Origin of the sequence: Pseudomonas neustonica (assembly GCF_003797945.1) — a bacterium.
GTDB classification, from domain to species: Bacteria; Pseudomonadota; Gammaproteobacteria; order Pseudomonadales; family Pseudomonadaceae; genus Halopseudomonas; species Halopseudomonas neustonica.
This window is the reverse complement of the sequence record NZ_RKKU01000014.1, coordinates 45,851-69,874: the sequence shown is the minus strand read 5'-3', so window position 1 is coordinate 69,874 and position 24,024 is coordinate 45,851. Positions and strand designations below refer to the sequence as shown.

General features: G+C 55.8%; 20 protein-coding genes. 14 read left to right on the top strand and 6 right to left on the bottom strand.

The genetic code is table 11. The annotated features are described in order from the left end of the window. Positions 1-129: 129 nt before the first annotated feature. Positions 130-714 carry a Fe-S biogenesis protein NfuA gene (gene nfuA / locus EF096_RS12045; protein WP_123889876.1) on the top strand — a complete coding sequence of 195 codons (585 nt, stop codon included), beginning with the start codon at positions 130-132 and terminating at the stop codon, positions 712-714. 96 nt (positions 715-810) lie between these two features. Beyond that, complete coding sequence (locus EF096_RS12040; protein ID WP_123889875.1) at positions 811-1,743, top strand: chemotaxis protein CheV; 933 nt, start codon at positions 811-813, stop codon at positions 1,741-1,743. Between the two features lie 4 nt (positions 1,744-1,747). Here the strand turns inward: EF096_RS12040 and EF096_RS12035 are convergent, their stop codons facing one another. Next, on the bottom strand, positions 1,748-3,697 hold the full coding sequence (locus tag EF096_RS12035; RefSeq protein ID WP_123889874.1) for a transglycosylase SLT domain-containing protein: 1,950 nt from the start codon (positions 3,695-3,697) through the stop codon (positions 1,748-1,750). A gap of 199 nt (positions 3,698-3,896) precedes the next feature. Here EF096_RS12035 and uup point away from each other — a divergent pair, with 199 nt between their 5' ends. Further along, positions 3,897-5,822 (top strand): ATP-binding cassette ATPase Uup, encoded by a 1,926-nt coding sequence (uup, locus tag EF096_RS12030; protein ID WP_123889873.1) that lies wholly within the window; start codon positions 3,897-3,899, stop codon positions 5,820-5,822. Between the two features lie 150 nt (positions 5,823-5,972). Here the strand turns inward: uup and EF096_RS12025 are convergent, their stop codons facing one another. Next, positions 5,973-6,410: a universal stress protein gene (locus EF096_RS12025; protein ID WP_123889872.1), complete on the bottom strand. Its 438-nt coding sequence runs from the start codon at positions 6,408-6,410 to the stop codon at positions 5,973-5,975. A gap of 513 nt (positions 6,411-6,923) precedes the next feature. Between EF096_RS12025 and fadB the strand changes: the two genes are divergently transcribed. The 6 genes from fadB to EF096_RS11995 all read left to right on the top strand — a co-directional run bounded on the left by fadB (position 6,924) and on the right by EF096_RS11995 (position 14,128). Next, entirely contained in the window at positions 6,924-9,071 is a 2,148-nt protein-coding gene (gene fadB, locus EF096_RS12020) for a fatty acid oxidation complex subunit alpha FadB (protein ID WP_123889871.1), read from the top strand. A 30-nt stretch (positions 9,072-9,101) separates the two neighbouring features. Then, a complete protein-coding gene (fadA, locus tag EF096_RS12015) occupies positions 9,102-10,277 on the top strand; it encodes an acetyl-CoA C-acyltransferase FadA (RefSeq protein ID WP_123889870.1) in 1,176 nt (391 codons plus the stop codon). A gap of 99 nt (positions 10,278-10,376) precedes the next feature. Beyond that, entirely contained in the window at positions 10,377-10,589 is a 213-nt protein-coding gene (locus tag EF096_RS12010; protein WP_123889869.1) for a DUF1653 domain-containing protein, read from the top strand. 98 nt (positions 10,590-10,687) lie between these two features. Then, positions 10,688-13,309, top strand: a complete 2,622-nt coding sequence (gene topA / locus EF096_RS12005; RefSeq protein ID WP_123889868.1) for a type I DNA topoisomerase — start codon at positions 10,688-10,690, stop codon at positions 13,307-13,309. Positions 13,310-13,320: 11 nt separating this feature from the next. Next, the gene (locus EF096_RS12000; RefSeq protein WP_123889867.1) at positions 13,321-13,824 is read left to right on the top strand and encodes a DUF6586 family protein; all 504 of its coding nucleotides are present in this window, start codon (positions 13,321-13,323) and stop codon (positions 13,822-13,824) included. A gap of 64 nt (positions 13,825-13,888) precedes the next feature. Next, entirely contained in the window at positions 13,889-14,128 is a 240-nt protein-coding gene (locus EF096_RS11995) for a hypothetical protein (protein WP_123889866.1), read from the top strand. Between the two features lie 148 nt (positions 14,129-14,276). Here EF096_RS11995 and sulA read toward each other — a convergent pair whose 3' ends face one another. Both sulA and lexA read right to left on the bottom strand, forming a co-directional pair. After that, a complete protein-coding gene (sulA, locus tag EF096_RS11990; protein WP_123889865.1) occupies positions 14,277-14,777 on the bottom strand; it encodes an SOS-induced cell division inhibitor SulA in 501 nt (166 codons plus the stop codon). Between the two features lie 10 nt (positions 14,778-14,787). Further along, entirely contained in the window at positions 14,788-15,396 is a 609-nt protein-coding gene (gene lexA, locus EF096_RS11985) for a transcriptional repressor LexA (protein ID WP_123889864.1), read from the bottom strand. 199 nt (positions 15,397-15,595) lie between these two features. On the opposite strand from lexA, the gene EF096_RS11980 reads away from it, so the two are divergent. The 5 genes from EF096_RS11980 to EF096_RS11960 all read left to right on the top strand — a co-directional run bounded on the left by EF096_RS11980 (position 15,596) and on the right by EF096_RS11960 (position 19,761). Next, a complete protein-coding gene (locus EF096_RS11980; RefSeq protein ID WP_123889863.1) occupies positions 15,596-16,270 on the top strand; it encodes a TetR/AcrR family transcriptional regulator in 675 nt (224 codons plus the stop codon). A 63-nt stretch (positions 16,271-16,333) separates the two neighbouring features. Beyond that, positions 16,334-16,822, top strand: a complete 489-nt coding sequence (locus EF096_RS11975; RefSeq protein ID WP_372237904.1) for a L,D-transpeptidase family protein — start codon at positions 16,334-16,336, stop codon at positions 16,820-16,822. A 55-nt stretch (positions 16,823-16,877) separates the two neighbouring features. Beyond that, positions 16,878-17,864, top strand: coding sequence for a beta-N-acetylhexosaminidase (gene nagZ / locus EF096_RS11970; protein WP_123889906.1), 987 nt, complete (start codon positions 16,878-16,880; stop codon positions 17,862-17,864). Next, entirely contained in the window at positions 17,864-19,027 is a 1,164-nt protein-coding gene (locus EF096_RS11965) for a mechanosensitive ion channel family protein (RefSeq protein WP_218565767.1), read from the top strand. Before nagZ ends, EF096_RS11965 begins: the two co-directional genes overlap by 1 nt. Continuing rightward, positions 19,024-19,761 (top strand): S-methyl-5'-thioinosine phosphorylase, encoded by a 738-nt coding sequence (locus tag EF096_RS11960; protein ID WP_123889862.1) that lies wholly within the window; start codon positions 19,024-19,026, stop codon positions 19,759-19,761. Before EF096_RS11965 ends, EF096_RS11960 begins: the two co-directional genes overlap by 4 nt. Before the next feature lie 42 nt (positions 19,762-19,803). Here the strand turns inward: EF096_RS11960 and EF096_RS11955 are convergent, their stop codons facing one another. Continuing rightward, a complete protein-coding gene (locus EF096_RS11955) occupies positions 19,804-20,370 on the bottom strand; it encodes a CsiV family protein (protein WP_123889861.1) in 567 nt (188 codons plus the stop codon). Further along, positions 20,367-23,858: a transcription-repair coupling factor gene (mfd, locus tag EF096_RS11950; protein WP_123889860.1), complete on the bottom strand. Its 3,492-nt coding sequence runs from the start codon at positions 23,856-23,858 to the stop codon at positions 20,367-20,369. The genes EF096_RS11955 and mfd overlap by 4 nt, the downstream gene beginning before the upstream one ends. Positions 23,859-24,024: the final 166 nt, after the last annotated feature.

Here is a 24,024-nt window from a genome sequence, read left to right as displayed (position 1 = left end):
GTCTCGATTGCATAGTAAAAGTGAGGGTGCTGAGGGTGTCGATAATAACCAAGTAAAAAGGTGGGACTTTATTCGTGGGCGGGCTTGCCTTACAATGGCTGTCCAAGTCATATGAGTAAGAGGCATTTCATGGCAGGCATTATTCTCACCCAATCCGCGCAGGACTATCTGGCTGACCTGTTGTCAAAGCAGGATACGGACGGTGTCGGTATTCGGGTGTTCATTACCCAGCCGGGAACGCCCTATGCCGAAACCTGCATCGCATACTGCAAGCCCGGTGAAGAAAAGCCGGAAGACCGCGTTATCCCTCTTGAGCCTTTTAATGTATGGGTTGATGCGGTCAGCGAGCCCTTTCTTGAAGAGGCGCTGGTAGATTTTGCGACCGATCGCATGGGCGGGCAGCTGACGATCAAGGCACCTAACGCCAAGGTACCTATGGTTAACGAAGACAGTCCGCTGAATGAACGTATCAATTACCTGCTGCAGACCGAGATCAACCCCGGTTTGGCGAGTCATGGTGGGGATGTGAAATTGCTCGACGTGGTCGAGGGTGGCATAGCTGTTTTGCAGTTCGGTGGCGGTTGTCAGGGATGTGGCATGGTTGATGTCACCCTCAAAGAAGGTATTGAGAAGACCCTGGTAGCGCGTATTCCTGAATTGACCGGTGTGCGTGACTCTACGGATCACACCGTTACGGAACATGCCTACTATTAAGTGATAGCCTTGTCTCGTAACGGGTAACTGCGGCTATACTGCAGGGAAAGAGATGGCGGCTTGCTATCTGCTGATGAATGTTGCGAGGCAAAAGTTATGGCTGGGGTTCTTGATACCGTCGATTCGCGTACCCGCTTGGTTGGCGAAAACCGGCTTGAAATCTTGTTGTTTCAACTATCGGGCCCCCAACTGTTTGCGCTGAACGTTTTTAAAATTCGTGAAGTGTTGACCCTGCCGGCGTTAACACAGATGCCGCAGCGGCATCCCCATGTTGTTGGGGTTATCCATTTACGCGGACAAACCATCCCGGTTATTGATCTGGCTGGGGCCATTGGCCTGCAACCCATTCCCGCGAAGTCCGACAGCACTATCATCGTCACCGAGTACAACCTGTCCGTGCAGGCCTTTTTGGTTGGCAGCGTTGATCGCATCATGAATCTGAACTGGGACACTGTTCAGCCGCCGCCAAAGGGTGCCGGCCGCGCGCATTACCTGACGGCGATCACGCGGCTGGAGAATATGCGTCTGGTTGAAATTATCGACGTAGAAAAAGTACTAGCGGAGATTGTGCCGTTTAATACCCGCGTCAGTGAAGAGTTGTTGGAAGACCCGCTGCTCACCAAGGCGCATGGTCGTGAGGTGTTGCTGGTTGACGACTCACCTACAGGTATCAATCAGTTGCGAGCCACTTTGGCTCAGCTTCATCTCAATATGCATGTTGCCACCGACGGCCTCAAAGCACTGCGCATGCTGCAGGCTTGGGCTGATGCTGGTGATGATATGACTGAGCGCTTACTGATGGTTATTACCGATGCGGAAATGCCGGAGATGGACGGTTATCGTCTCACCGCCGAAATTCGCAAGGACCCGCGTCTCAAGGATCTTCATGTGGTGCTGCATACTTCTCTATCGGGTAACTTCAATAAGGCAATGGTTGAAAAGGTGGGTTGCGACGGCTTCCTGTCCAAATTCCAGCCTGATCAACTGGTAGAAACCGTGCGCGCCCGTTTGCAGATGCTGGAGCCTTAAGGGCTTAAAACTCCAGATAGCGCTCGTGCTGGTCCATCACGCTTTGCTTGATGCCTAGCTTCTCACCGTAAATAACGGCGTAGCTCAGCACGCTCTGCACATATTTGCGTGTTTCGTCGAACGGGATAGCCTCTACCCATACGTCAGCTGGTAAGTTGCCCATACCGCGGGTCCATTGGCGTACTCGGCCGGGGCCGGCATTGTAGGCGGCCGAGGCGAGCACACGGTTGCCATTGAACTGACCGCTCAGGCGAGAAAGGTACGCAGCCCCGATGGCAATGTTGCGCTCAGGTATCAGTGCGTCGGTTGATCTGCCGTAGGGTATGTCGTATTGCCGAGCTGTTTCGCGCGCTGTTGCTGGCATGAGCTGCATCAGGCCCATGGCGCCTGCGTGCGAGCGGGCATCGGCCATAAAGGCGCTCTCCTGACGAGTAATCGCATAGACCCAGCTTGAGTTGATCTGGCGGGCCTGAGCTTGCTGCACAATGGGCTCGCGATAAGCCATCGGGAAGCGGATATCCAGGTCATCCCAATATTCGGCAATGCTGATGCCACGGATCGCAGGGAAATACCAACCCATCTCACGTGCCAGTTTTGCCTGAGCCATCAGCTCTTCGCGACTGAAGTTGTCACCAGCGTGATACCACTCGCGGCGGGCCTCGGTGAGTTCGTCGCGGGCGAGAAACTCGTAGGCGCGCTGCGTGGCTGGCAGCGCTTTGACCCGTTCCAGAAGCTGGTCTGAAACCGGTGCGCTGACGTGGTTAAGGGCGTAGGGCTGGTTGCTTCGCTCGGCTGCAAGGAAGCCATAAAAGTCGCGTTGCTCGGCCAGGTCCTTGTATTCGTTGATCAGCTCGCCAGCGTTGCTGGAGGCCAGTTGGGCGCTACGCAGCTTCCAATACCGCCAGCGGTTCTGGCTGCCCATGGATTCGGGCATCTGCTGAGTCAGTGCGTGCGCTGTCTCCCAGTTGCTGGTGCGTAATGCCAGGCGAATGCGCCACTCACTGATGTCGTCGTCTTTCATTTGCGGGTCGTTGGCCGCCATGAAGGCCAGGGCCGCAGGTTGAACTCTGCGCGCCAGGCGCACGCCGATGTCACGCGTGATGGCGAGTCGGTCTTCTTCGCTATAGGGCAGGTCTTTGTATAGCGGCCAGATGTCAAAGGCAGCACTGCTGTTGTCGCGACCGAGGCGGCGTAAGGCGACCGTTGCTATGTCGGCCAACTTGTCTGCGGGTTGGCTTGCACTGATCCGATAATTGCTACTGTCGCGCAATGCTGTGGGTTTGGTGGCGGTTTCAACGAAGCGTTCTGCCAGCTGCTTATTGCTGGACATCAGCTTGGTCAGGTAGCGCGCCAGCCCGTCCTGACGATAGAGCAAGGCAAGGCGAATGCGCTGCCATACAACATCGTCGGTGCGCCCTCCCGCTTGCTGCCAGCGAGCGAATAGCGGATCGCATGCATTGGGTTGTGAGCGGCCGACTGTCCACAGAGCTTGTGCTTCTTGCATCGCCGCCGCACTTTGGCCTTGATCCCAGCGACGCATGGTGGCTTTACACTCAAGTCCCGCGCTTTGATCCGCTGTGGTGTAGTTCTGCTCAAAGGTCGACCACTTCCCCTGGTCCGCCAGCCGGTATAGCCAGCGTGCTTTTAGGCGGTTGGCGAATGGCAGGTCGCCATAGGTGCGCAAAAATACGGTGATTTGCTCGTCTGACGCACTAGAGAAGTCTTGGTTGAGCTTGGCCAGGACCAGGTAGCCGTAAAGTGGGTAGTCACGCAGGCCGGATTCGAGCTGTCGGTAGCGGCTGGTATCGCCTTTCTCTATGGCGTCCATGGCTTGGTCATACAGCAGTCGCTGAGTATCCAGCTTGTCAGCTTCGGCGAAAAAGCTGATGAATAACAGACTGGTAGCCAGGAGGCTACGCAATACAGCGGTGCGAAAACGGATGGTGCGGTACATAGTGATCCTGCCAGGAGGGCAACAATAGCCGGGTGAGTTTCAGGTGCTCGCAGGCGGTCGCTGCGTACGGCGAACCTGGGTCCACAGCTTAGCTTTTTGCCCCGTGTTGAAAAAGGGGCAGCTGCGAATTAATGGGCATTTGTTACAGAGTGGCGCCGCTACAGGTAGAATGCCCGTCTGATTCAATCACAGGTGTGCTATGGCTCTTCTTTCCTTTACCGATGTCTCCTTGGCCTTCGGCCTCAATCCGCTACTCGACAAGGTCAGCTTTCAGCTCGATCGAGGTGAACGGGTGTGCCTGATTGGCCGCAATGGTGCGGGCAAGTCGAGCCTGTTCAGGCTGATCGACGGTGATCAGCCAGCTGATGAAGGTGAAATCTGGGCTGCTCCGGGTCTGAAAATTGGGCAGTTGCCGCAGGAACTACCCAAGGCTGACGATAAAACGGTCTATGACGTGGTCGCGGCCGGTCTGGCTGGTGTCGGAGATTTGCTCGCTGAGTATCATCATCTGATTACGGGCGATATGGGTGATGCCGAGCTTGCGCGCCTAGAGAAGGTGCAAGAGCGCCTGGAAGCCAAGGACGGCTGGCGTCTTGACCAGTTGGTGGAGACCACCCTGACGCGCCTGGGCTTGCCAGCGGACAAGGTCATGTCGGAGCTCTCTGGGGGCTGGCGTCGTCGCGTATTGCTGGCGCAGGCGCTGGTGGCAGAACCTGACGTGCTGCTGTTGGATGAGCCTACCAACCACCTGGATATTCATACTATCGCCTGGTTGGAGCAAGTGTTGTTGGATTTTCGCGGCGCGGTACTCTTTATTACTCACGACCGTCAATTTCTGCAGGCGCTGGCTACGCGTATTCTTGAGCTGGATCGTGGGCAGCTGATTGACTGGGTTGGCGACTACCGTAGTTTCCTTGAGCACAAGGAGCAGCAGCTGGCCGCTGAAGCTACCGCCAATGCGTTGTTTGATAAGAAGCTCGCGCAGGAGGAAGTATGGATTCGCCAGGGTATCAAGGCGCGGCGGACCCGTAACGAGGGTCGTGTGCGAGCGCTCAAGGCCATGCGCGATGAGCGCGCTCAGCGAATTGAGCGGCAGGGTAAGGCGAGTTTCCAACTGGAAACCGCAGACTCCTCCGGTAAGCGGGTTATTGAGGTTGAGCACATCAATTTTGCGTGGCCAGGTCGCACGCCTCTGGTGCGCGATTTGTCCGTCAACGTTATTCGTGGCGACCGTATCGGTTTGATTGGTAATAACGGTTGCGGCAAAAGTACCCTGCTCAAGCTGCTGCTCGGCAAGCTGCAGCCTGATAGCGGCAAGATCCACAGTGGCACCAAGCTGGAAGTGGCCTATTTCGATCAGCTGCGCGATCAGTTGGAGCCGGAAAAGACGGTGATCGATAATATTTCTGAAGGTCGCGACTTTATTGAAATTAATGGCGATCGTCGGCATGTCATTAGCTACCTGGGCGACTTCCTGTTCTCGCCGGAGCGCGCACGTACGCCGGTGAAGGCCTTGTCCGGTGGTGAGCGCGCACGCTTGCTGCTCGCGCGCCTGTTCAGTAAACCGGCCAATATGCTGGTGCTGGATGAGCCGACTAACGACTTGGATGTCGAGACTCTGGAGCTGTTGGAAGAGGTTCTGGCCGGTTTCGACGGTACTGTGTTGATCGTAAGCCACGACCGGGTGTTCCTTGATAACGTAGTTACCAGCAGCCTGGTATTTGAAGGTGGCGGTAAGGTACGCGAGTACGTCGGCGGTTATGCCGATTGGCTACGTCAGGGCGGGCGCATCGAAACATTGGCAGAGTGGGGCGAGGACGCCAATGCTCAGACGGAGGCCGCTGCAGAAGTCCCTGAGCCGCCAGTAGCTGCTGCGCCAGTGTCAGTGCAACCCAAAGTGAAGTTGAGCTACAAGTTGCAGCGTGAGCTGGATGCACTGCCTGAAGTTATGGAAACGCTGGAAAGCAAGCTTGAGGCCCTGCAGCAGCAGATTAGCGATCCGGCTTTCTATCAGCAGTCGCATGACGCTACTGCCAAGGTGTTGGCAGAGGTCGAGCAGAAACAGCAGGAGCTCGATCTGGCTATGGAGCGTTGGGCGGAATTGGAAGAGCAAGCTGGCGGCTAAGTCGTCAGGGTTAAGCGGCAAGCAGTGGGTGTTGGCTTGGGGTTTCAGCTTTAAATTGGCTGGTTGCGCGACACTTTCAGGTGTAAGTGTCGCGCAGGCTGACTTAGGCTGTGGCTTGAAGCTTGAAGCTTGAAGCTTCTGGCTCGTGCTTTAGCTTTTTTTGCCCAGGCGTACGGCTATGACATCGCAGGGTGCGCCGTGCAATACATCGTTGGCTGTCGAGCCCAGTAACAGGGCCAGGCCGTGGCGTCCGTGACTACCCACTACTATCAGGTCGCAGGACTGCTCTTCCGTCACGCGATGGATCTCTTGGCGCGGATGGCCGAAGGCTATCTGTAGGCGATCATCTGGTAATCCATAATCGGCAGCGAACATCTGCATCCGTTCCTTGGCTTGCTCAAATTGCTGTTGCTGGAGCATGGACAGGTCCATCGGCACGTCTCCGCCATAGGCCATTGCCAGTGGTTCTACCACGTGCAGCAGAGACAGCTTGGCATCCAGTGCCTTCGCAAGCTTCATTGCGTGATCGGCCACTTCGCGACATTCTTCTATCAGATCCACGGCCACCAGCACGTGTGAGTACAGCATCGGCATCTCTCCTTTTTTCTTCGGATACTAGCAGTGTTGCCGCCTTGCGTGCAGCCTGTTTTGCTTAACATCATGACTGAGCATAGCGCTGTTGCAGGGCTGGGCATAGTGCTTCGAAGTCCCGTCTTTTTTTCATTCGTTATAGTGCGCCTTGGTGGTTTGTGGTGTGCATGGCGCCTGCTACAGTAGGGGTTTGCGGTACCTGATTTGATCTTTTTGGTGATTCTTGGTTGCTTGCCGGTGTCGTCAATTAACTTATTGTTTTATAGGTATAAAATACTCCTCGGTTACTGGTTTCGCGGCTTTTTCGCGATACGGCCTATTGGCAGGCAGATTGACAAGAGCGGGCTTTTGACAGAAGGTGTGCGCACCCGAATCAAACGGCCGTATGAATTTTTTATTCATCGTTTCCCCGATTATCGGGATCGTTCATGACATCAGTTGTTCGCTGGCGCCAAGCTGGCGAAGGCGACTGGTGTTTCTCATGTGCTTTCATAGCGTGGAGATCAGTTGATGATTTACGAAGGTAAAGCCATCACGGTTCAAGGTCTTGAAGACGGCATCGTCGAGCTCAGATTTGATCTGCAGGGCGAGTCAGTCAACAAGTTCAACAGCGCCACACTGTCCGAGTTGCAAGCGGCAGTCGAGGCCATTCAAAACAACAGTGATGTGAAGGGCGTTATCGTCACCAGTGGCAAGGGCGTGTTCATCGTCGGCGCCGACATCACCGAGTTCGTTAACACCTTCAAGTTGCCAGAAGAAGATCTGGTCGCCGGTAACCTGGAGGCCAACAAGATTTTCAACGCGTTTGAAGACTTGAATGTGCCAACGGTTGCTGCGATCAATGGCATGGCGCTGGGTGGTGGTCTGGAAATGTGTCTGGCTGCGGATTTCCGCGTTATGGCCGCCAGCGCCAAAATCGGCTTGCCAGAAGTCAAATTGGGTATCTACCCCGGCTTCGGCGGCACCGTCCGTCTGCCACGCTTGATCGGCGTAGACAACGCGATTGAGTGGATTTGCGGTGGTGCTGAACAGCGCGCTGACAAAGCATTGAAAATGGGTGCTGTGGATGCGGTTGTTGCCGATGACAAGCTGATGGAGGGCGCGCTGGACATCATCAAGCGTGCTTTGTCCGGCGAGCTTGACTATAAGGCCAAACGTCAGCCCAAACTGGAAAAGATCAAGCTCAACACCATCGAGCAGATGATGGCGTTCGAAACCTCCAAGGGTTTCGTTGCTGGTCAGGCGGGTCCTAACTATCCGGCGCCCGTTGAAGCGATCAAGACCATTCAGAAAGCGGCCAACCACGGCCGTGAGAAAGCGCTGGAAATCGAAGCTGCCGGTTTTGCCAAGCTGGCCAAGACTGATGTCGCTGCAAGCCTGGTGGGTCTGTTCTTGAATGATCAGGCGCTGAAGCACAAAGCCAAACAGTACGACAAGCAAGCTGATGACGTGAAGCTGGGCGCCGTTTTGGGTGCTGGTATCATGGGTGGCGGTATTGCTTACCAGTCAGCTGTTAAGGGCACGCCCATCCTGATGAAGGATATCCGCGAAGAGGGTATTCAGCTGGGTCTGGACGAAGCCTCGAAGTTGCTCGGCAAGCGTGTGGCCAAGGGCCGTATGAAGCCTGAGCAAATGGCCAAGGCGCTTAACGCGATTCGTCCAACCATGTCTTATGGCGACTTCAAGGAAGTCGACATCGTGGTTGAAGCGGTTGTTGAGAACCCAAAGGTCAAGCATGCAGTGCTGGCTGAGGTAGAAGAGTATGTTCGCGAAGACGCGATCATCGCATCCAATACCTCTACCATCTCCATCACTTATCTCGCGCAGGCGCTCAAGCGTCCTGAAAACTTCTGCGGCATGCATTTCTTCAATCCGGTACACATGATGCCGCTGGTTGAGGTTATTCGTGGCGAGAAGTCCAGTGATAAGGCGATCGCTACTACCGTTGCCTATGCCAAGAAAATGGGCAAGACGCCGGTTGTGGTCAATGACTGCCCAGGCTTCCTGGTCAACCGCATTCTGTTCCCTTATTTCGGCGGCTTCGCGCGTCTGATCAATATGGGTGCCGATTTCCAGCGCGTTGACAAGATCATGGAAAAATTCGGCTGGCCCATGGGTCCCGCGTACCTGATGGACGTAGTTGGCATGGATACCGGTCACCACGGCCGTGATGTCATGGCTGAGGGTTATCCCGATCGTATGGCTGACACCACCAAGACTGCGGTCGACGTGATGTATGAAGCCAACCGTCTGGGTCAGAAGACCGGCAAGGGCTTCTATGCCTACGAGCTCGACAAGAAAGGCAAGACCAAGAAGGTTGTTGATCCGCAAGCCTACGAGCTGCTCAAGCCGGTGGTGCTGGAACAGCGCGAGTTCACCGATCAGGAAATTCTCGAGATCATGATGGTTCCGCTGTGCCTGGAGACTGTACGTTGCCTGGAAGACGGCATCGTCGAGTCGGCAGCAGATGCGGACATGGGTCTGATCTACGGTATTGGCTTCCCGCCCTTCCGCGGTGGCGCTCTGCGCTATATCGATACCATTGGTGTGGCCGAGTTTGTGGCCATAGCGGATAAATACGCCGAGTTCGGCGCCATGTATGCCCCAACTGAAAAGTTGCGTGAAATGGCGAAGACCGGTCAGAAATTCTTCGGTTAACCGCGGAACGTACAGAGCGAGAGTAAATCTATGAGCCTGAATCCGAGAGACGTCGTTATTGTCGACTTCGGCCGCACCCCGATGGGCCGTTCCAAGGGTGGTATGTACCGCAACGTGCGTGCCGAAACCCTGTCAGCTAACCTGATTACCGGTGTGCTGGCGCGGAATCCGAAGATCGATCCGGCAGAAGTTGAAGATGTAATCTGGGGCTGTGTAAACCAGACCCTGGAGCAGGGCTGGAACATTGCCCGCATGGCATCACTGATGACCCCGATCCCGCACACCAGTGCAGCGCAGACGGTCAGCCGTCTGTGCGGCTCATCCATGAGCGCACTGCACACTGCGGCGCAGGCAATCATGACCGGTAACGGTGATGTGTTCGTCGTAGGTGGTGTTGAGCACATGGGGCACGTCAGCATGATGCACGGGGTTGATCCAAATCCTGAGCTATCGCTGTATGCTGCCAAGGCCTCCGGCATGATGGGCCTGACAGCTGAAATGCTGGGCAAGATGCACGGCATCACCCGCGAGCAGCAGGATGCCTTCGGTGAGCGTTCGCACCGTCTGGCACACAAGGCAACGGTTGAAGGTAACTTCAAGGACGAGATCATTCCGATGGAAGGCCATGATGAAAATGGCTTCCTGAAGGTGTTCACGACTGACGAAACCATTCGCCCGGAAACCACCCTGGAAAGCCTGGCTGCACTGCGCCCGGCGTTTAATCCCAAGGGCGGAACCGTCACTGCAGGTACGTCGTCGCAGATTACTGACGGCGCCTCCTGCATGATCGTGATGTCGGCTGAGCGGGCACAGGCCCTGGGCCTGGAGCCTCTGGCAGTTATTCGCTCCATGGCGGTTGCTGGTGTTGATCCGGCGATCATGGGTTACGGTCCAGTACCTGCGACCAAGAAAGCCCTTAAGCGTGCGGGCATGAGCATTGGCGACGTTGACTTCGTTGAACTTAACGAAGCGTTCGCTGCTCAGGCGCTGCCGGTCCTGAAGGATCTGAAGTTGCTTGACCAGATGGAGCAGAAGGTAAACCTGCACGGCGGCGCTATTGCCCTGGGTCACCCCTTCGGCTGTTCCGGTGCGCGTATTTCCGGCACCCTGCTGAATGTTATGAAGCAGAATAACGGCACTATTGGTATCTCGACCATGTGTATTGGTCTGGGCCAAGGTATCACCACTGTCTTTGAGCGTGTCTAACAAGATCAGGGTGTGACCATAGCCGAGGCCATGTGCCTCGGCTTTTTTATGGCTGAGCGGCTGTGTAGACACCCGCTAAACTGAATTGAGGACTTGTTTATGCGCCCCGGACGTTATCGGCACTATAAAGGAAAGGATTACGAGGTTATTGGTCTCGCGACACATTCTGAAACCGAAGAGTCGTTGGTTGTATATCGCACGCTTTACGGCAATTTTGACCTATGGGTTCGGCCGCAGGCGATGTTTGAAGAAAGGGTAGAGGTTGACGGCAAAGTATATCCGCGCTTTACCTTTGTCAGCGAAGACGTGTAGGCTCTGGCCCCTCCGAGTGGCTACCACAGCCTTTCTTTGATGGTGCTGCGCAGTTTAGTGGGCCATTCAATCAGCTTGAGTCAGGAAAACGATTACCTATGGGAAAAGCACTGGTCATTGTGGAATCACCGGCCAAAGCCAAGACAATCAACAAGTATCTTGGTAATGATTTCATTGTGAAGTCTAGCATCGGTCATATTCGCGATCTGCCCACTAGCGGCAGCGCCAAGACCGACAGCAAACCCAAGGGTGGCCGTAAGGCCGCACCCGCCAGCGAGCAGGAAAAACAGGCCAAAGCGCGCGCGCAACTAGTCAAACGTATGGGTGTTGACCCGGACAATGGTTGGGCGGCGCATTACGAGATTTTGCCTGGCAAGGAAAAAGTCGTCGACGAATTGCGCCGGTTGGCCAAAGACGCCGACACGGTTTATCTCGCAACGGATTTGGACCGCGAGGGGGAGGCGATTGCCTGGCACCTGCGGGAAAGTATCGGTGGTGATGAAAGTCGCTATAAGCGAGTAGTGTTTAATGAGATCACCAAGAAAGCGATTCAGGAGGCATTTGCCAAGCCAGGTCAGCTGGATCTGAACCGTGTTAATGCCCAGCAGGCGCGTCGTTTTCTCGATCGCGTGGTCGGCTATATGGTTTCGCCGTTGCTATGGCAGAAGATTGCCCGCGGCTTGTCAGCAGGCCGGGTGCAGTCGGTTGCCGTAAAGCTCATCTCGGATCGGGAGCGTGAGATTCGCGCCTTCATTCCGGAAGAGTTCTGGGAGATTCACGCTCAGCTACACACGCCCAAGGCTGAAGCAGTGCGTTTCGAGGTGGTTAAGCAGGCTGGAGAGGCCTTCAGGCCGACTGCAAAGGCGCAGGCTGATGCTGCCTTGGCTTTGCTTGAAAAAGCCGACTACCGCGTTCTCAAGCGTGAGGATAAGCCAACCAGCTCTCGCCCCAACGCACCTTTTATTACCTCCACGCTGCAACAGGCTGCCAGTACCCGCCTGAGCTTCAGCGTGAAGAAAACCATGATGATGGCCCAGCGGCTCTATGAAGCGGGTTACATCACCTACATGCGTACCGATTCGACCAATCTTTCAGCTGATGCGGTCACCATGGCGCGCGGCTATATTGAAAAGACCTTCGGCAAGGATTACCTGCCAGAGAAGCCGAATTCCTATAGCAGCAAGGAAGGTGCGCAGGAAGCCCACGAGGCTATCCGCCCCTCCGACGTAAAGCTGAAGCAGGCTGACCTCAAGGGCATGGAACGTGATGCCGAGCGTCTGTATGAGCTGATCTGGCGCCAGTTTGTCGCCTGCCAGATGACGCCTGCCAAATATCTTTCCACCAGCATTCAGGTTGGTGCAGGTGATTTTGAGTTGCGCGCCAAGGGCCGTATTCTCAAGTTTGACGGTTACACCAAGGTACTGCCACCGCAAGGTAAGGGTGGCGAGGATGAGGTGCTGCCTGATATCAAGGTTGACGACGTATTGGCTCTGCAGGCGTTGGAGCCCAAGCAGCATTTTACCAAGCCGCCAGCGCGCTACGCTGAAGCCAGTCTGGTAAAAGAGCTGGAAAAGCGCGGTATTGGTCGCCCATCTACTTATGCATCAATCATCTCGACTATTCAGGATCGCGGTTATGTAACGCTGAATAATCGACGTTTTTACGCCGAAAAAATGGGCGATATTGTCACTGAGCGTTTGGGTGAGAGTTTCCCGAACCTGATGGACTATGGCTTTACTGCGCGCATGGAAGAGTCGCTGGATGACGTCGCTCAGGGTGAGGTTGTCTGGAAGCAGGTGTTGGATGATTTTTATGCGGACTTCAGTGCCAAGCTGAAAGTAGCCTCGTCCACGGATGACGAGCGGGGTATGCGGGCCAATCAGCCCACTCAGACCGATATCGCCTGTCAGGCATGCGGTCGGCCAATGATGATTCGCACTGCTTCTACCGGTGTATTCCTGGGTTGCTCAGGCTATGCGCTGCCGCCCAAGGAGCGTTGCAAGGAAACCATTAATCTGGTGCCTGGTAACGAAGTCGCTGCCGATGATGATGAGGGCGAGTCTCGGGTTTTGCGCGCCAAGCGTAGATGCCCTATCTGCAGTACGGCCATGGACAGTTACCTGGTTGATGAGAAGCGTAAGCTACACGTATGCGGTAATAATCCCGACTGTAGTGGCTTTGAAATCGAACAAGGTCAGTTCAAGATCAAGGGCTATGACGGTCCGGTTCTGGAGTGTGACAAGTGCGGCAGCGAAATGCAGCTGAAGACAGGACGCTTCGGTAAGTATTTTGGTTGCACTAACAGCGAGTGCAAGAATACGCGCAAGCTGCTCAAGAGCGGTGAAGCGGCTCCTCCCAAGATGGATCCGGTCAAAATGCCTGAGCTGCAGTGCGAGAAGGTCGATGACGTCTATATCTTGCGCGATGGTGCTTCTGGTTTGTTTCTCGCTGCCAGCCAGTTCCCCAAAAATCGGGAAACGCGCGCGCCCCTGGTCAAAGAGTTGCTGCCGCACAAAGACGAGATTGACCCCAAGTATCATTTCCTGATGGGCGCGCCAGTCGCTGATCCGGACGGTAATCCTACTGTTGTGCGTTACAGTCGCAAGACCAAAGAGCAATATGTGCAAAGTGAAATTGAGGGCAAGCCAAGTGGCTGGCGAGCTTTTCATGACGGTAAAAAATGGTCGATAGATGATGGCCGCAAGAAACCCAAGCGCTGAGGTGGCTCTTCATGGCTAATGAAGTTTATACCCGTACCAATCAGGCCCTGTTCTTTGCACGCAGGGCTATTGATGCTTGGGCTGAAGCGGCCAACTCCGGTGCCATCGATGCGTCAAGCCAGACTCAGTACCACCGTGAGCACGCCATATTTCACCTGTATCGAGGTGTGTTAGCGGTGGTGCATGAGGTGGCTGACCGCTATCGCTGGCCGTTGGTTGAACTGCGTCAAGTGGAGGCTGCCTTGTCTCCAGCGGTGGTGGCGCGCTTCCCTGGGCCGGAGCTGGCCGAGTTAACTGAAATGGCTGATAGCCGCGATACTTGGCTAGCCAAGCTTATTGCGGCCTGGCAGCAGCTTCAGGCGCCTCCTGTTCCTGAGGCCTCTGCGCCTGCCGAGACGCTGATTGCGAGCACCGCGGTAAAGCGAGCGGAGTGGTCTTTGGAGGATGCTAACGAAGCTTGCATTGCTCTCAACGAGCGTGTGCGCAGCTACCGGGAAGGCATGCTTGAGTGGTAGTCGGGCTGCGGTAGATGGTGCGCTATGGTATACTGCGCGCCTGCACTACAGGAGACCAGATTAGATGCCTTCACCCTTTCTTGAAATCGTTGAGCTGGATAATGGCAAGGTCGCTCTGCGTCGCTCCGACGAAGAGGGCGAGCCATTGCTGGTGATCGAGTTCTCGGTTGACGCCAAAGATTACCTTCAGGGCAACTACATTGAAGTAGCCAAGGCCATGATTAGTGCTGGTATGCAAGCAGCCGGGCAGATTATGGATGAGGAAGAGGACGAGCATATCCCTGAGGATCGTGTTCTCCACTGAGCGGATTTCAGCTGGCACGGAGTTAGCGCAACTAATGCGTTGCTAGTTAGGTCGCTCCGCAGTGTGTTGGCTGGAGACTTGAATCGTGTTTCTGCCAGTCGCAGCTGAATAAAAAGGCCAGAGATAATGTCTCTGGCCTTTTTGTTTGTCACGCGGCTTGAAGTCGGATGTTGAGGCTGCGGCAGTGGCCGGCTTGCGCTGCACGCCCGAGGCGTGGGGCAGTGCTGCTGTCGGGTAGTAGCCAGCTGACGACAGTATGGCTTCCACCTAGTTTGAGCAGGTCGCAGCATAGTTTGGTGACGTCCATGCCTGGCTTGGAGCGAACGATCATGATTCGCTCGGGGTCTAGGTCGGCATTGCGCAGCCACTGATTACTCAGGCTGGCGGGTGGGTCGATCAGGGTAAGCCACAACGGGGCTGCATTGTTGCTGAGATCACGCAGTACGGGAGCAAGCCATTGCAGGCACTGGCGGGCAGCACCCTGCAAGCTGATTTCGCTGTAGCCGTACTCCTGTTCTTCTGTTGAAGACAGCGGTTTGGGCTGCTGCAAACGGGCAAACTGGTTGTGCTCCATACGTGTTGCCATCAAGGCGTTATGAAACAGATCAGCTTGGGTCAATGTCTGTTGGTCAGGGCGGGCGTACTGCATTCTCAGCTCCTCAGCGACGGATTACACCGACGCTCAAACCTTCAATGGTAAGTTCCTGTTCTGCCAGATTGACTACAATCGGCTTGAATTCGGGGTTCTCTGCATGCAAGGACACCTTGCGTCCTTGCTTCTGAAAGCGCTTAACCGTGACCTCATCACCGATACGCGCTACGACTATCTGGCCATTACGCGCCTCTGTGGTGCGATGAACGGCCAGCAAGTCACCATCCATGATGCCAATGTCCTTCATGCTTTCACCTTGTACGCGCAACAGAAAGTCCGCGCGTGGGTGGAAGAAACCAGGGTCAATGCGACAATGATCTTCGATGTTCTCGAGTGCCAGTACTGGTGCCCCGGCAGCTACTCGACCGATAACCGGTAGGCGGTCTTCACTGGCTTCCGGCTCGCCTTCAGGCAGTCGGATGCCTCGTGAGGCGCCAGGAATCATCTCGATTGCGCCTTTACGCGCCAGGGCGCGCAAGTGATCCTCTGCAGCGTTGGGCGATTTGAAGCCCAATGTCTTGGCAATATCTACTCGAGTGGGCGGATAGCCGTTGCTATCCATATATTCCTTGATAAAGGCCAGTACCTGCTGTTGTCTTGCGGTTAGCTTCTGCATTGGGTAGAGCCTGTTTTTTTATCCAGTAGCTGTGATTATATACAGTTGTTCTGCTTCGGCAACCCCTGTTTAGGATATTCAGCCTTCGTATTCTTTGCTGTGCCGATTAAGGTTGCGCCGAGTGGTCCCAAACAGGGTTGACAATTAAATCGTTTTAAACGTATGTTTGAATCAAATGTCAACACCTTGGAGAGCCCTGATGGCGCAGTCTGATACCGTTAAGCGCATATTGGATGCAGCTGAGCAGCTGTTCGCAGAGAAAGGCTTTGCTGAAACGTCTTTGCGCCTGATTACGAGCAAGGCAGGCGTCAATCTCGCTGCAGTCAATTATCACTTCGGGTCGAAAAAATCGCTCATCCAAGCTGTTTTTGTGCGTTTCCTGGATCCCTTTGTGAGTAGTCTCGAGCGCGAGCTGGATGAACACGAACAGCGTGGTGATCTGCGGCAACTTAGCCTGGAAGGCTTGCTGGAAATGCTGGTAGACCAGGCGCTGACGGTCAAGCCGCGTAGCGGCAATGATCTCTCTACCTTTATGCGTCTTTTGGGGTTGGCGTTCAGTCAGAGCCAGGGGCATCTGCGTAAGTATCTGGCCGAAGTGTATGGCAAGGTCTTTCAGCGCTATATGTCACTGGTTGGCGGCACTGTGCCGAATGTTCCAGCGCCTGAGCTTTTCTGGCGCGTGCATTTCATGTTGGGAACTGCCGCATTCACCATGTCCAGCATGAAGGCGCTCCGCGCTATAGCCGAGGCTGAGTTCGCGGAGCATCGTGCGGTCGATCAGGTGCTGCGTTTGATGGTGCCTTTCCTCGCTGCTGGCATGCGCGCAGATACGCTGCCTGCAAAGCGCGAGACGATCGAAAGCGCGGTGGTTTAGCTTTTACGCTCTTACCTATAGGTGGCTGATCCGTTATCGTGTGCGCTGGTAACGGAGTTGATCATGCAGTTGGACCATATTCATATCTCTATCGCAGCACAGCAGCTCACGGGTTTTCAGGCCGGTAAGGTTGTCTGTTGCTATCCTGTCTCTTCGGCGCTCAATGGCTTGGGCGAGCGCTCCGGCTCCGGATGCACTCCGCGTGGTGAGCACCGCGTTCGCGCCCGCATCGGTGCTGGTCAGCCACTGGGTAGTGTTTATATCGGCCGTCGTCCGACCGGCGAGGTATGGACGCCGGAGCTGGCTGCTGCTAATCCCCAGCGTGACTGGATACTCACGCGTATTCTCTGGTTGTGCGGCAATCGGCCTGGTTTCAACCGAGGCGGGCAGGTCGATTCGCAGCGCCGCTACATATACCTGCATGGCACCGGAGATGATCAGCCGATGTGTGAGCCGCTTTCGCATGGCTGCATTCGGCTGCGCAACGAAGATATGCTGGAACTGTTCGACAGCACACCGGTCGGTTGTACTGTTCAGATTGACGCCGCCTGAGCAGGCGCTGCGTTTCCCTTTGTCAGGAGGTGGTTGCTTGAAACAAGGTTCTTTGATGCTGGATCTGCCAGGCCTATGGCTTGAGCCTGAGGATCGGCAATTGCTGCGCCAGCCAGAAGTGGGCGGCATGATTCTATTTGCACGTAACACGGAGTCGCCCGCTCAAGTACGCGAGTTGGTTGCTTCCATTCGCGCGGTGCGCCCCGACATGTTGATTGCTATCGACCAGGAGGGGGGGCGCGTGCAGCGCCTGCGTCGAGGTGTGCAGCGTCTTCCTGCGTTGGCAGACATTGCGTTCAAGGGCGGCGATCAAGCCGCAGCGGCGGCGCGCAGTGCCGCCTGGTTGATGGCAACCGAGATGCTGGCGTGCGGCATTGATATCAGCTTTGCCCCGGTACTGGATCTGGATCACGGCCGCAGTCAGGTCATTGGCAGTCGCTCTCTGGGCGGCAATCCGGAACAAGTGAGTTTTCTTGCCAGCGCCTACATCGATGGCCTTGCGCAGGCTGGAATGGCGGCTACCGGTAAGCACTTTCCCGGGCATGGCTGGGCTGAAGCCGACTCGCATTTTGCGCTGCCTGTAGATGAGCGAAGCGAAGCGCAGATCCGCGAGCTGGATCTCAAGCCTTTTGCTCTGCTGGCCAGCCAATTGGGCGGTATTATGCCTGCCCATGTTGTGTACTCTCAGGTGGATTCGTTGCCGGCGGGATTTTCCCGTTACTGGCTGCAAAACGTTTTGCGTGAGGAGCTTGGTTTCGCCGGTGTGATATTCAGTGACGACCTCTCTATGGCCGGTGCCCACGCGGTTGGCGGGATTCCGCAGCGTATTGATGCTGCGGTCGCCTCGGGTTGTGACATGTTGCTGATTTGCAATGATAGAGCGGCAGCGGAAGAGGGGCTTTTGCATGCGCAGCGATTAGGTCTGCAGGCACCGGCTAATATTGCAGCCATGTTGGCTCGCCGCACTGTGCCTATCGATTACAAGGCAAGTCCTGAGTGGGGCATGCATTATTCATTACTGAGAGGATTGGGCCTGGTTTGATGGACAGCATCGATGAACTGACCGCAAAACTTAATATGGAGCAACTGCCGCTTATTGGCGAAGCCTGGATGTATCAGGTTTTTGCCGTGGTGTTATGTGCTTTGGTGGCCGCTTACGTGGTGAAGCTCATTCTTGATCGCCTGGAGCGCAGGGCCGAGCTCACTACTAATATGTGGGACGATGCCCTGGTATATGCGGCGCGTCGTCCTGCCTGGGTCCTGATCTGGTCTATGGGGTTGATGTGGGCAGCAAGAATTACTGCCAATGAAATGGACGAGGGTTTAGCCGATGTGCTGGATCAATGTCAGCGCATCCTGCTCATAGTGCTGTTGTGTTGGTTTATTTTGCGCTTGATGAAGGAAGTCGAAAAGCGTCTGGTTGACACTCGTTACCGACAGAAGCCAGTCGATAAGACTACCGTCAATGCGGTCGGTAAGTTGCTACGTGCTTCGGTGATCATCACCGCTACCCTGGTTGTTCTGCAATCGCTGGGTTATAGCGTTTCCGGCGTGATGGCATTTGGTGGTATCGGTGGTATTGCTGTTGGTTTTGCTGCCAAGGATCTGCTGGCCAACTTTTTTGGCGGTCTTATGGTCTTCCTGGATCGACCTTTTGCGGTGGGCGACTGGGTGCGCTCCCCTGATCGCGACATCGAAGGGACGGTAGAACATATCGGCTGGCGTCTTTCGCGCATCCGTACCTTTGATAAGCGTCCGCTCTACGTACCGAACTCCATTTTCAATAATATTGTGGTGGAGAATCCATCACGGATGAGCCATAGGCGTATCTACGAGCATCTGGGTATCCGCTATGCTGACGTTGGTCAAATGGAGCCCATCGTGCAAAAAGTGCGCGATATGCTGAAGGAACACGAGGATATTGATCAGGAACAGACGCAGATGGTGTTCTTTGATCGCTGTGCGCCGTCATCTGTCGACTTCTTTATCTATTGTTTTACTACGCCGGTCTGGGCTGAGTACCACCGCGTAAAAGAGGACATACTGCTGAAGATATTGGCGATCATTAATGATCACCAGGCTCAGGTGGCGTTTCCTACCTCTACCTTGCATCTGCCGGACCCTTTGGCTCTGCATACTGAGAGGCAGAGTGCCGAAGGCGCTAGCCAAGGCTCCGCTGAATCCTCTGGTCGGAGCAGTTCATGAGTATCTGGGGTGTTATTGGCGGGACCGGGTTAACCGAGTTGGAAGGTGTCGAACTCTTGGGAGAGGACTGGCCGGAAACACCGTTCGGTAAGCCTTCAGCGCCTTTGGTTCATGGTCGTATTGGCGCGCAGGACGTGGTGTTTCTCGCGCGTCACGGCAAGCCCCATCGTATCCCGCCGCACAGGGTGAATTATCGCGCCAATCTATGGGCGTTGCAGGCTGCCGGGGTAGAACAGGTAGTTGCTGTGAACGCCGTCGGTGGTATTCATCCAGAGCTCAAGGCGGGCACTTTTTGTGTACCTGATCAGGTGATTGATTACACCTGGGGTAGGGCGCCCAGTTTCTTTGAAGATGATCTGGAGCATGTGGTACATATTGATTTTTCGTGGCCTTATGATGCTGATCTGACTCAGCGCCTGGTGCGCATTCTGCGCGAGCAGGGGTTAGCTCATATGCCGAAAGGGGTTTATGCGGCTACGCAGGGGCCTCGCTTGGAGACGGCAGCGGAAATAATCCGGCTTGAGCGCGATGGTGCTGATCTGGTCGGCATGACCGGTATGCCTGAAGCGGCACTGGCTCGGGAGCTTGATCTACCTTACGCCTGTCTGGCGTTGGTCGTTAACCCTGCTGCCGGCAAGTCGAGCGAGGTGATTACTATGGCAGCAATTGAAGCGGTGATTGAGCGAGGAATGGGTCAGGTCAAACAGGTACTGGCTAGTCTTATTTCAGGTTGAAGCTGCCGCCAGCTTGGCAGGCTGGCAGCAGTAGGCTTCGCTTCAGCGGCTGACGCGCACCAGCATGCCCAGGCTTTGATGATCAAGATAGTGCGTTTCGTTCAGCCGCAGCGGGCGGCGTTGGTGCAGATTCTCCGACACAATTGAAGCGCCGCTCATCTGCAGGTCACTGGCTTTGCGGTTGCGCCAGAATGAAACGGCAATTTCCATCAGGTTATCCTTGCTCAGGTTAACCAGTCCCTGTATCGGATAGATCCCGTTGTCTGCCTCGCCCTTGCTCAGCGCAACGTCCAGATCGTTGTCCAGTGGTTGCGTCCACGCCTGATGCAGATAAATCTGATAGCCGTTTTGCTCTAGTTTGCGTGCTTCCTGGCTTAACCGAAAGCGTGTTGGGTCTATGCTCTGAACGTCGCTGCGGGCTGTCTCATCCAGTTTGACGGCATTGTCGGCCCAGTCGAGATCAGGTGGCGTACCCATCACCAGCGATGCAGAGGGCTGGCCAAAAAAGACCACTTCTACCAGATACTCATCAGCTGATTGAGCCATCGTCATGGTGCTGACGAGTGTGGCCAGCACGAGCAGGCTCAGCTTTTTGTAAAGATGCTTCATGGTCTCTTTCCTTTGCCCTTAGCAGGGGTATCTTGTGGCGCTTGCGCCAGTCGGTCGATTAATGCTTCTACGGTATTGAGTCGCAGTTCAACGCCGGCCATGGGCGCATTAAAGCGAAACATCGTTGCGCCTTCGAGGCGATAGCGCTGCGGATTATCCTGAATCATGCGCACAAGTACCATGGGGTCTATCTCGGTTTGTGCACCAAATTCAATACGGCCATGCTCAGCGCCCACGTCTACCTTGGTAATGCCGAGTGGTTCACAGCGCAATTTTAGGGCTGTTACGCGGAATAACGTCTTGACCTGCTCCGGCAAGAGGCCGAAACGGTCGATCATTTCCACTTGCAAATCCCGCAGCGATTCGTCGTCGTTCGCATTGGCAATGCGCTTGTACAAAATCAGGCGTGCGTGCACGTCCGGTAGATAGTCATCAGGGATCAAGGCCGCCAGACGCAGGTTGATATCGGTGCCGCCGCCCAGGGGTTGATCAAGCTCGGGCTGCTTGCCCTGCTTGATGGCTTTCACCGCGCGCTCAAGCATTTCCATGTAGAGCGTGAAGCCGACGGCCTGGATCTGGCCGCTCTGCCCGTCGCCCAGTAGCTCCCCAGCGCCGCGAATCTCCAGGTCGTGAGTGGCCAGGGTAAAGCCTGCGCCCAGGTCCTGTGCGGCAGCAATGGCTTCCAGGCGCTTCTCTGCATCGCGGGTGACTTTTTTGCCATCTGGCGTGAGCAGGTAGGCGTAGGCCTGGTGGTGGCTGCGCCCGACGCGTCCACGCAGCTGGTGCAGCTGCGCCAGGCCAAACTTGTCGGCGCGTTCGATGATGATGGTATTGGCACTGGGGACGTCGATACCGGTTTCAATAATCGTGGTGGTCACCAGGATGTTGAAGCGGCGGTGATAGAAGTCGCGCATCACCTGTTCGAGTGCGCGCTCGGGCATTTGCCCATGACTTACGCCGATGCGCGCCTCAGGAATCAGCTCGGCCAGATCGGCGGCGCATTTCTCGATAGTCTGCACTTCATTGTGCAGGAAGTAGACCTGTCCGCCGCGCAGCAGCTCGCGCAGTATGGCTTCTTTCAACACCGGTTTCTGTTGGGTCATGACGAAGGTCTTGACCGACAGGCGGCGCGCTGGCGGTGTAGCGATGATCGACAGGTCGCGCATGCCGGAGAATGACATGTTGAGCGTGCGGGGAATCGGCGTCGCGGTCAGGGTTAACACGTCTACTTCACTGCGCAAAGTTTTCAGCTGCTCTTTCTGTCTCACGCCAAAGCGGTGTTCTTCATCGATGATTACCAGGCCGAGGTCCTGAAACTTGACGTCTTCCTGCAGCAGCTTGTGGGTGCCTATCATGATGTCCACCTTGCCGTCGGCGAGCTCGCCGACGGCCGCCTTGACCTCCTTGGCGGACTTGAAGCGTGACATTACTTCGACTTTTACCGGCCAGTTGGCAAAGCGATCCTTGAAGCTATTGTAGTGCTGCTGTGCCAACAGGGTGGTGGGCACCAGGACCGCGACCTGTTTGCCGCCGTGCACCGCCAAAAAAGCCGCACGCATGGCTACTTCGGTCTTGCCGAAACCCACGTCACCACAGATCAGGCGGTCCATAGGCTGTGGATTGGTCATGTCTTGCAGTACGGCATCGATTGCGGCTTCCTGGTCCGCTGTTTCTTCAAACGGAAAGTCGTCTGCAAAGCTCTGATAGTCGCGCTCGGGTGCGCTGAAGCTGAATCCGGCTCGGGCCGCGCGGCGGGCGTAAACGTCCAGCAGTTCGGCGGCGACATCGCGTACTTTTTCAGCGGCTTTGCGTTTGGCCTTTTGCCATTGCTCAGAGCCAAGGCGATGCAGCGGTGCGCTTTCATCTTCAGAGCCGGAGTAGCGGGCGATCAGGTGCAAGTTGGCAACCGGCACGTAGAGCTTGGCTTCTTCCGCGTAGGCCAGCACCAGAAACTCGGTTTCCTGATCTTCTACGGTCAGGTTGGTCAAACCCAGATAACGCCCCACGCCGTGGTCTATGTGTACTACCGGCGCTCCCTCACGCAGTTCGGTGAGATTGCGAATGATGGCGTCGCCCATATCCGTCGCTTTGCCGCGACGCCTGCGCTGCATCACGCGCTGGCCAAATAACTGGCTTTCGGCAATCAGGGCGACGGCCGGGCTCTGGGTCAAAAGGCCCTGGTCCAGTGGTGCTATGGTCAGCGCGAGCGGATGGTCAGACGTGACGAAGTCGAGCCAGCTATCAACCTGCTGAGGGCGCTGGTCAATACGTGCCAGGAGTTCTATCAGTGCTTCCCGTCGGCCAGCTGTTTCGGCAACGAACAGGGTGCGCCCGGAATGCGCCTGCAAGAACTGCTGCAGAGCCTGCAGCGGGTTGTCGAGCTTGTTATCGATTGGCAGCTCGGGGACTGGCAGGCATCCCAGGTCCTTGCTCTGGCTGCTGTCGCTCAGTTGCTCCTGGTGGCAGATTGTCCGGGCGAAGCTCTTGATGCGCGCAAAACACTCTTCCACGGGCAAGAAAAGTTCGCCTGGCGGCAGCAGAGGGCGCGTCGGATCAACGCCCTGCTCGGCATGCCGGTTACGCACATCGGTCCAGAAGTGCTCAGCGCTGCCTTCAATGCCGGGCAGGGTAAACAGGCGGGTACTGTCCGGCAGGTAGTCAAAGAGGGTGCTCAGCTCTTCAAAAAACAAGGGCAGATAGTATTCGATGCCAGGAGGTACCAGGCCTTCGCTAAGGTCCTGGTAAAGCGGGCAGCGTCGGTGATCTACTTCGAAGCGCTCACGGAAGCGCGCACGAAAGCCTGTGAGTGCCGACTTGTCGAGCGGGAACTCCTTTGCCGGCAAGAGGTGGATGCGCTCCACTTTATCGATGGAGCGCTGGCTCTCAGGGTCAAAGGTGCGCAGGGTTTCAATTTCATCGTCAAACAGGTCGATACGGTAGGGAAGCTTGCTGCCCATTGGGAACAGATCAAGCAGCGCGCCCCGCACCGCGTAGTCGCCGTGTTCGTAGACGGTATCGACGCAGCGATAGCCAGCTGCGTCGAGATCCAGCCGCATGCGCTCGATATCCAGCCGCTGACCAAGTTCCAGCATCAATACCGAGCCGCCAAGGAAGCTGCGTGGCGGCAGGCGATGCAACAAAGTGGTCATGGGCACAACCAGAATGCCCTGGGTCACCTGCGGCAGCTGGAAGAGTGTGCGCAAGCGCTGCGATATGATGTCCTGGTGCGGCGAAAAGCGATCGTACGGCAGGGTTTCCCAGTCGGGGAAGCTCAGTACCGGCAGGGTCGGCGAAAAGAAGCGAAGTTCTTGCTCCAGACTATCGCTGGCCGAGGTGTCGGTGGTGATGACCAGGCTGAGTCCCTGATGTTGGAAGGCGGCCTCGGCGATTGCCAGCGCGCGTGCGGCACCGTGCAACCCGGCCCAGTGCATCTTGTCTCCGGGGCCTTTGGCGAGCGGAAGAGACAGTAGGGTGGTATCAACAGGCATGCAATAAGCTCATGGTGGTCATGTTGCAGGTGCTGCTTCGATACATCGAGACAGACCGGTTTAAGAGGTGGGTAAGTGTACCGCTGTCAGGCACGCTGTGCTCATTCTCTGGTTGTTTTTGGGCTGGTGATTGCCTCAAGGCGTCATGGAAAGCATAATATGCGCC

Excerpts from the sequence above, each read along its gene's own strand:
- EF096_RS12000 (WP_123889867.1), top strand. The coding sequence starts at position 13,321 with ATGGCTAATGAAGTTTATACCCGTACCAATCAGGCCCTGTTCTTTGCA.
- nagZ (WP_123889906.1), top strand. The coding sequence starts at position 16,878 with ATGCTGGATCTGCCAGGCCTATGGCTTGAGCCTGAGGATCGGCAATTG.
- sulA (WP_123889865.1), bottom strand. The coding sequence starts at position 14,777 with ATGCAGTACGCCCGCCCTGACCAACAGACATTGACCCAAGCTGATCTG.
- nfuA (WP_123889876.1), top strand. The coding sequence starts at position 130 with ATGGCAGGCATTATTCTCACCCAATCCGCGCAGGACTATCTGGCTGAC.
- lexA (WP_123889864.1), bottom strand. The coding sequence starts at position 15,396 with ATGCAGAAGCTAACCGCAAGACAACAGCAGGTACTGGCCTTTATCAAG.
- EF096_RS11995 (WP_123889866.1), top strand. The coding sequence starts at position 13,889 with ATGCCTTCACCCTTTCTTGAAATCGTTGAGCTGGATAATGGCAAGGTC.
- EF096_RS12035 (WP_123889874.1), bottom strand. The coding sequence starts at position 3,697 with ATGTACCGCACCATCCGTTTTCGCACCGCTGTATTGCGTAGCCTCCTG.
- EF096_RS11960 (WP_123889862.1), top strand. The coding sequence starts at position 19,024 with ATGAGTATCTGGGGTGTTATTGGCGGGACCGGGTTAACCGAGTTGGAA.
- EF096_RS11980 (WP_123889863.1), top strand. The coding sequence starts at position 15,596 with ATGGCGCAGTCTGATACCGTTAAGCGCATATTGGATGCAGCTGAGCAG.
- fadB (WP_123889871.1), top strand. The coding sequence starts at position 6,924 with ATGATTTACGAAGGTAAAGCCATCACGGTTCAAGGTCTTGAAGACGGC.
- EF096_RS12010 (WP_123889869.1), top strand. The coding sequence starts at position 10,377 with ATGCGCCCCGGACGTTATCGGCACTATAAAGGAAAGGATTACGAGGTT.
- EF096_RS12040 (WP_123889875.1), top strand. The coding sequence starts at position 811 with ATGGCTGGGGTTCTTGATACCGTCGATTCGCGTACCCGCTTGGTTGGC.
- topA (WP_123889868.1), top strand. The coding sequence starts at position 10,688 with ATGGGAAAAGCACTGGTCATTGTGGAATCACCGGCCAAAGCCAAGACA.
- EF096_RS12025 (WP_123889872.1), bottom strand. The coding sequence starts at position 6,410 with ATGCTGTACTCACACGTGCTGGTGGCCGTGGATCTGATAGAAGAATGT.
- EF096_RS11975 (WP_372237904.1), top strand. The coding sequence starts at position 16,334 with ATGCAGTTGGACCATATTCATATCTCTATCGCAGCACAGCAGCTCACG.
- mfd (WP_123889860.1), bottom strand. The coding sequence starts at position 23,858 with ATGCCTGTTGATACCACCCTACTGTCTCTTCCGCTCGCCAAAGGCCCC.
- fadA (WP_123889870.1), top strand. The coding sequence starts at position 9,102 with ATGAGCCTGAATCCGAGAGACGTCGTTATTGTCGACTTCGGCCGCACC.
- EF096_RS11965 (WP_218565767.1), top strand. The coding sequence starts at position 17,864 with ATGGACAGCATCGATGAACTGACCGCAAAACTTAATATGGAGCAACTG.
- uup (WP_123889873.1), top strand. The coding sequence starts at position 3,897 with ATGGCTCTTCTTTCCTTTACCGATGTCTCCTTGGCCTTCGGCCTCAAT.
- EF096_RS11955 (WP_123889861.1), bottom strand. The coding sequence starts at position 20,370 with ATGAAGCATCTTTACAAAAAGCTGAGCCTGCTCGTGCTGGCCACACTC.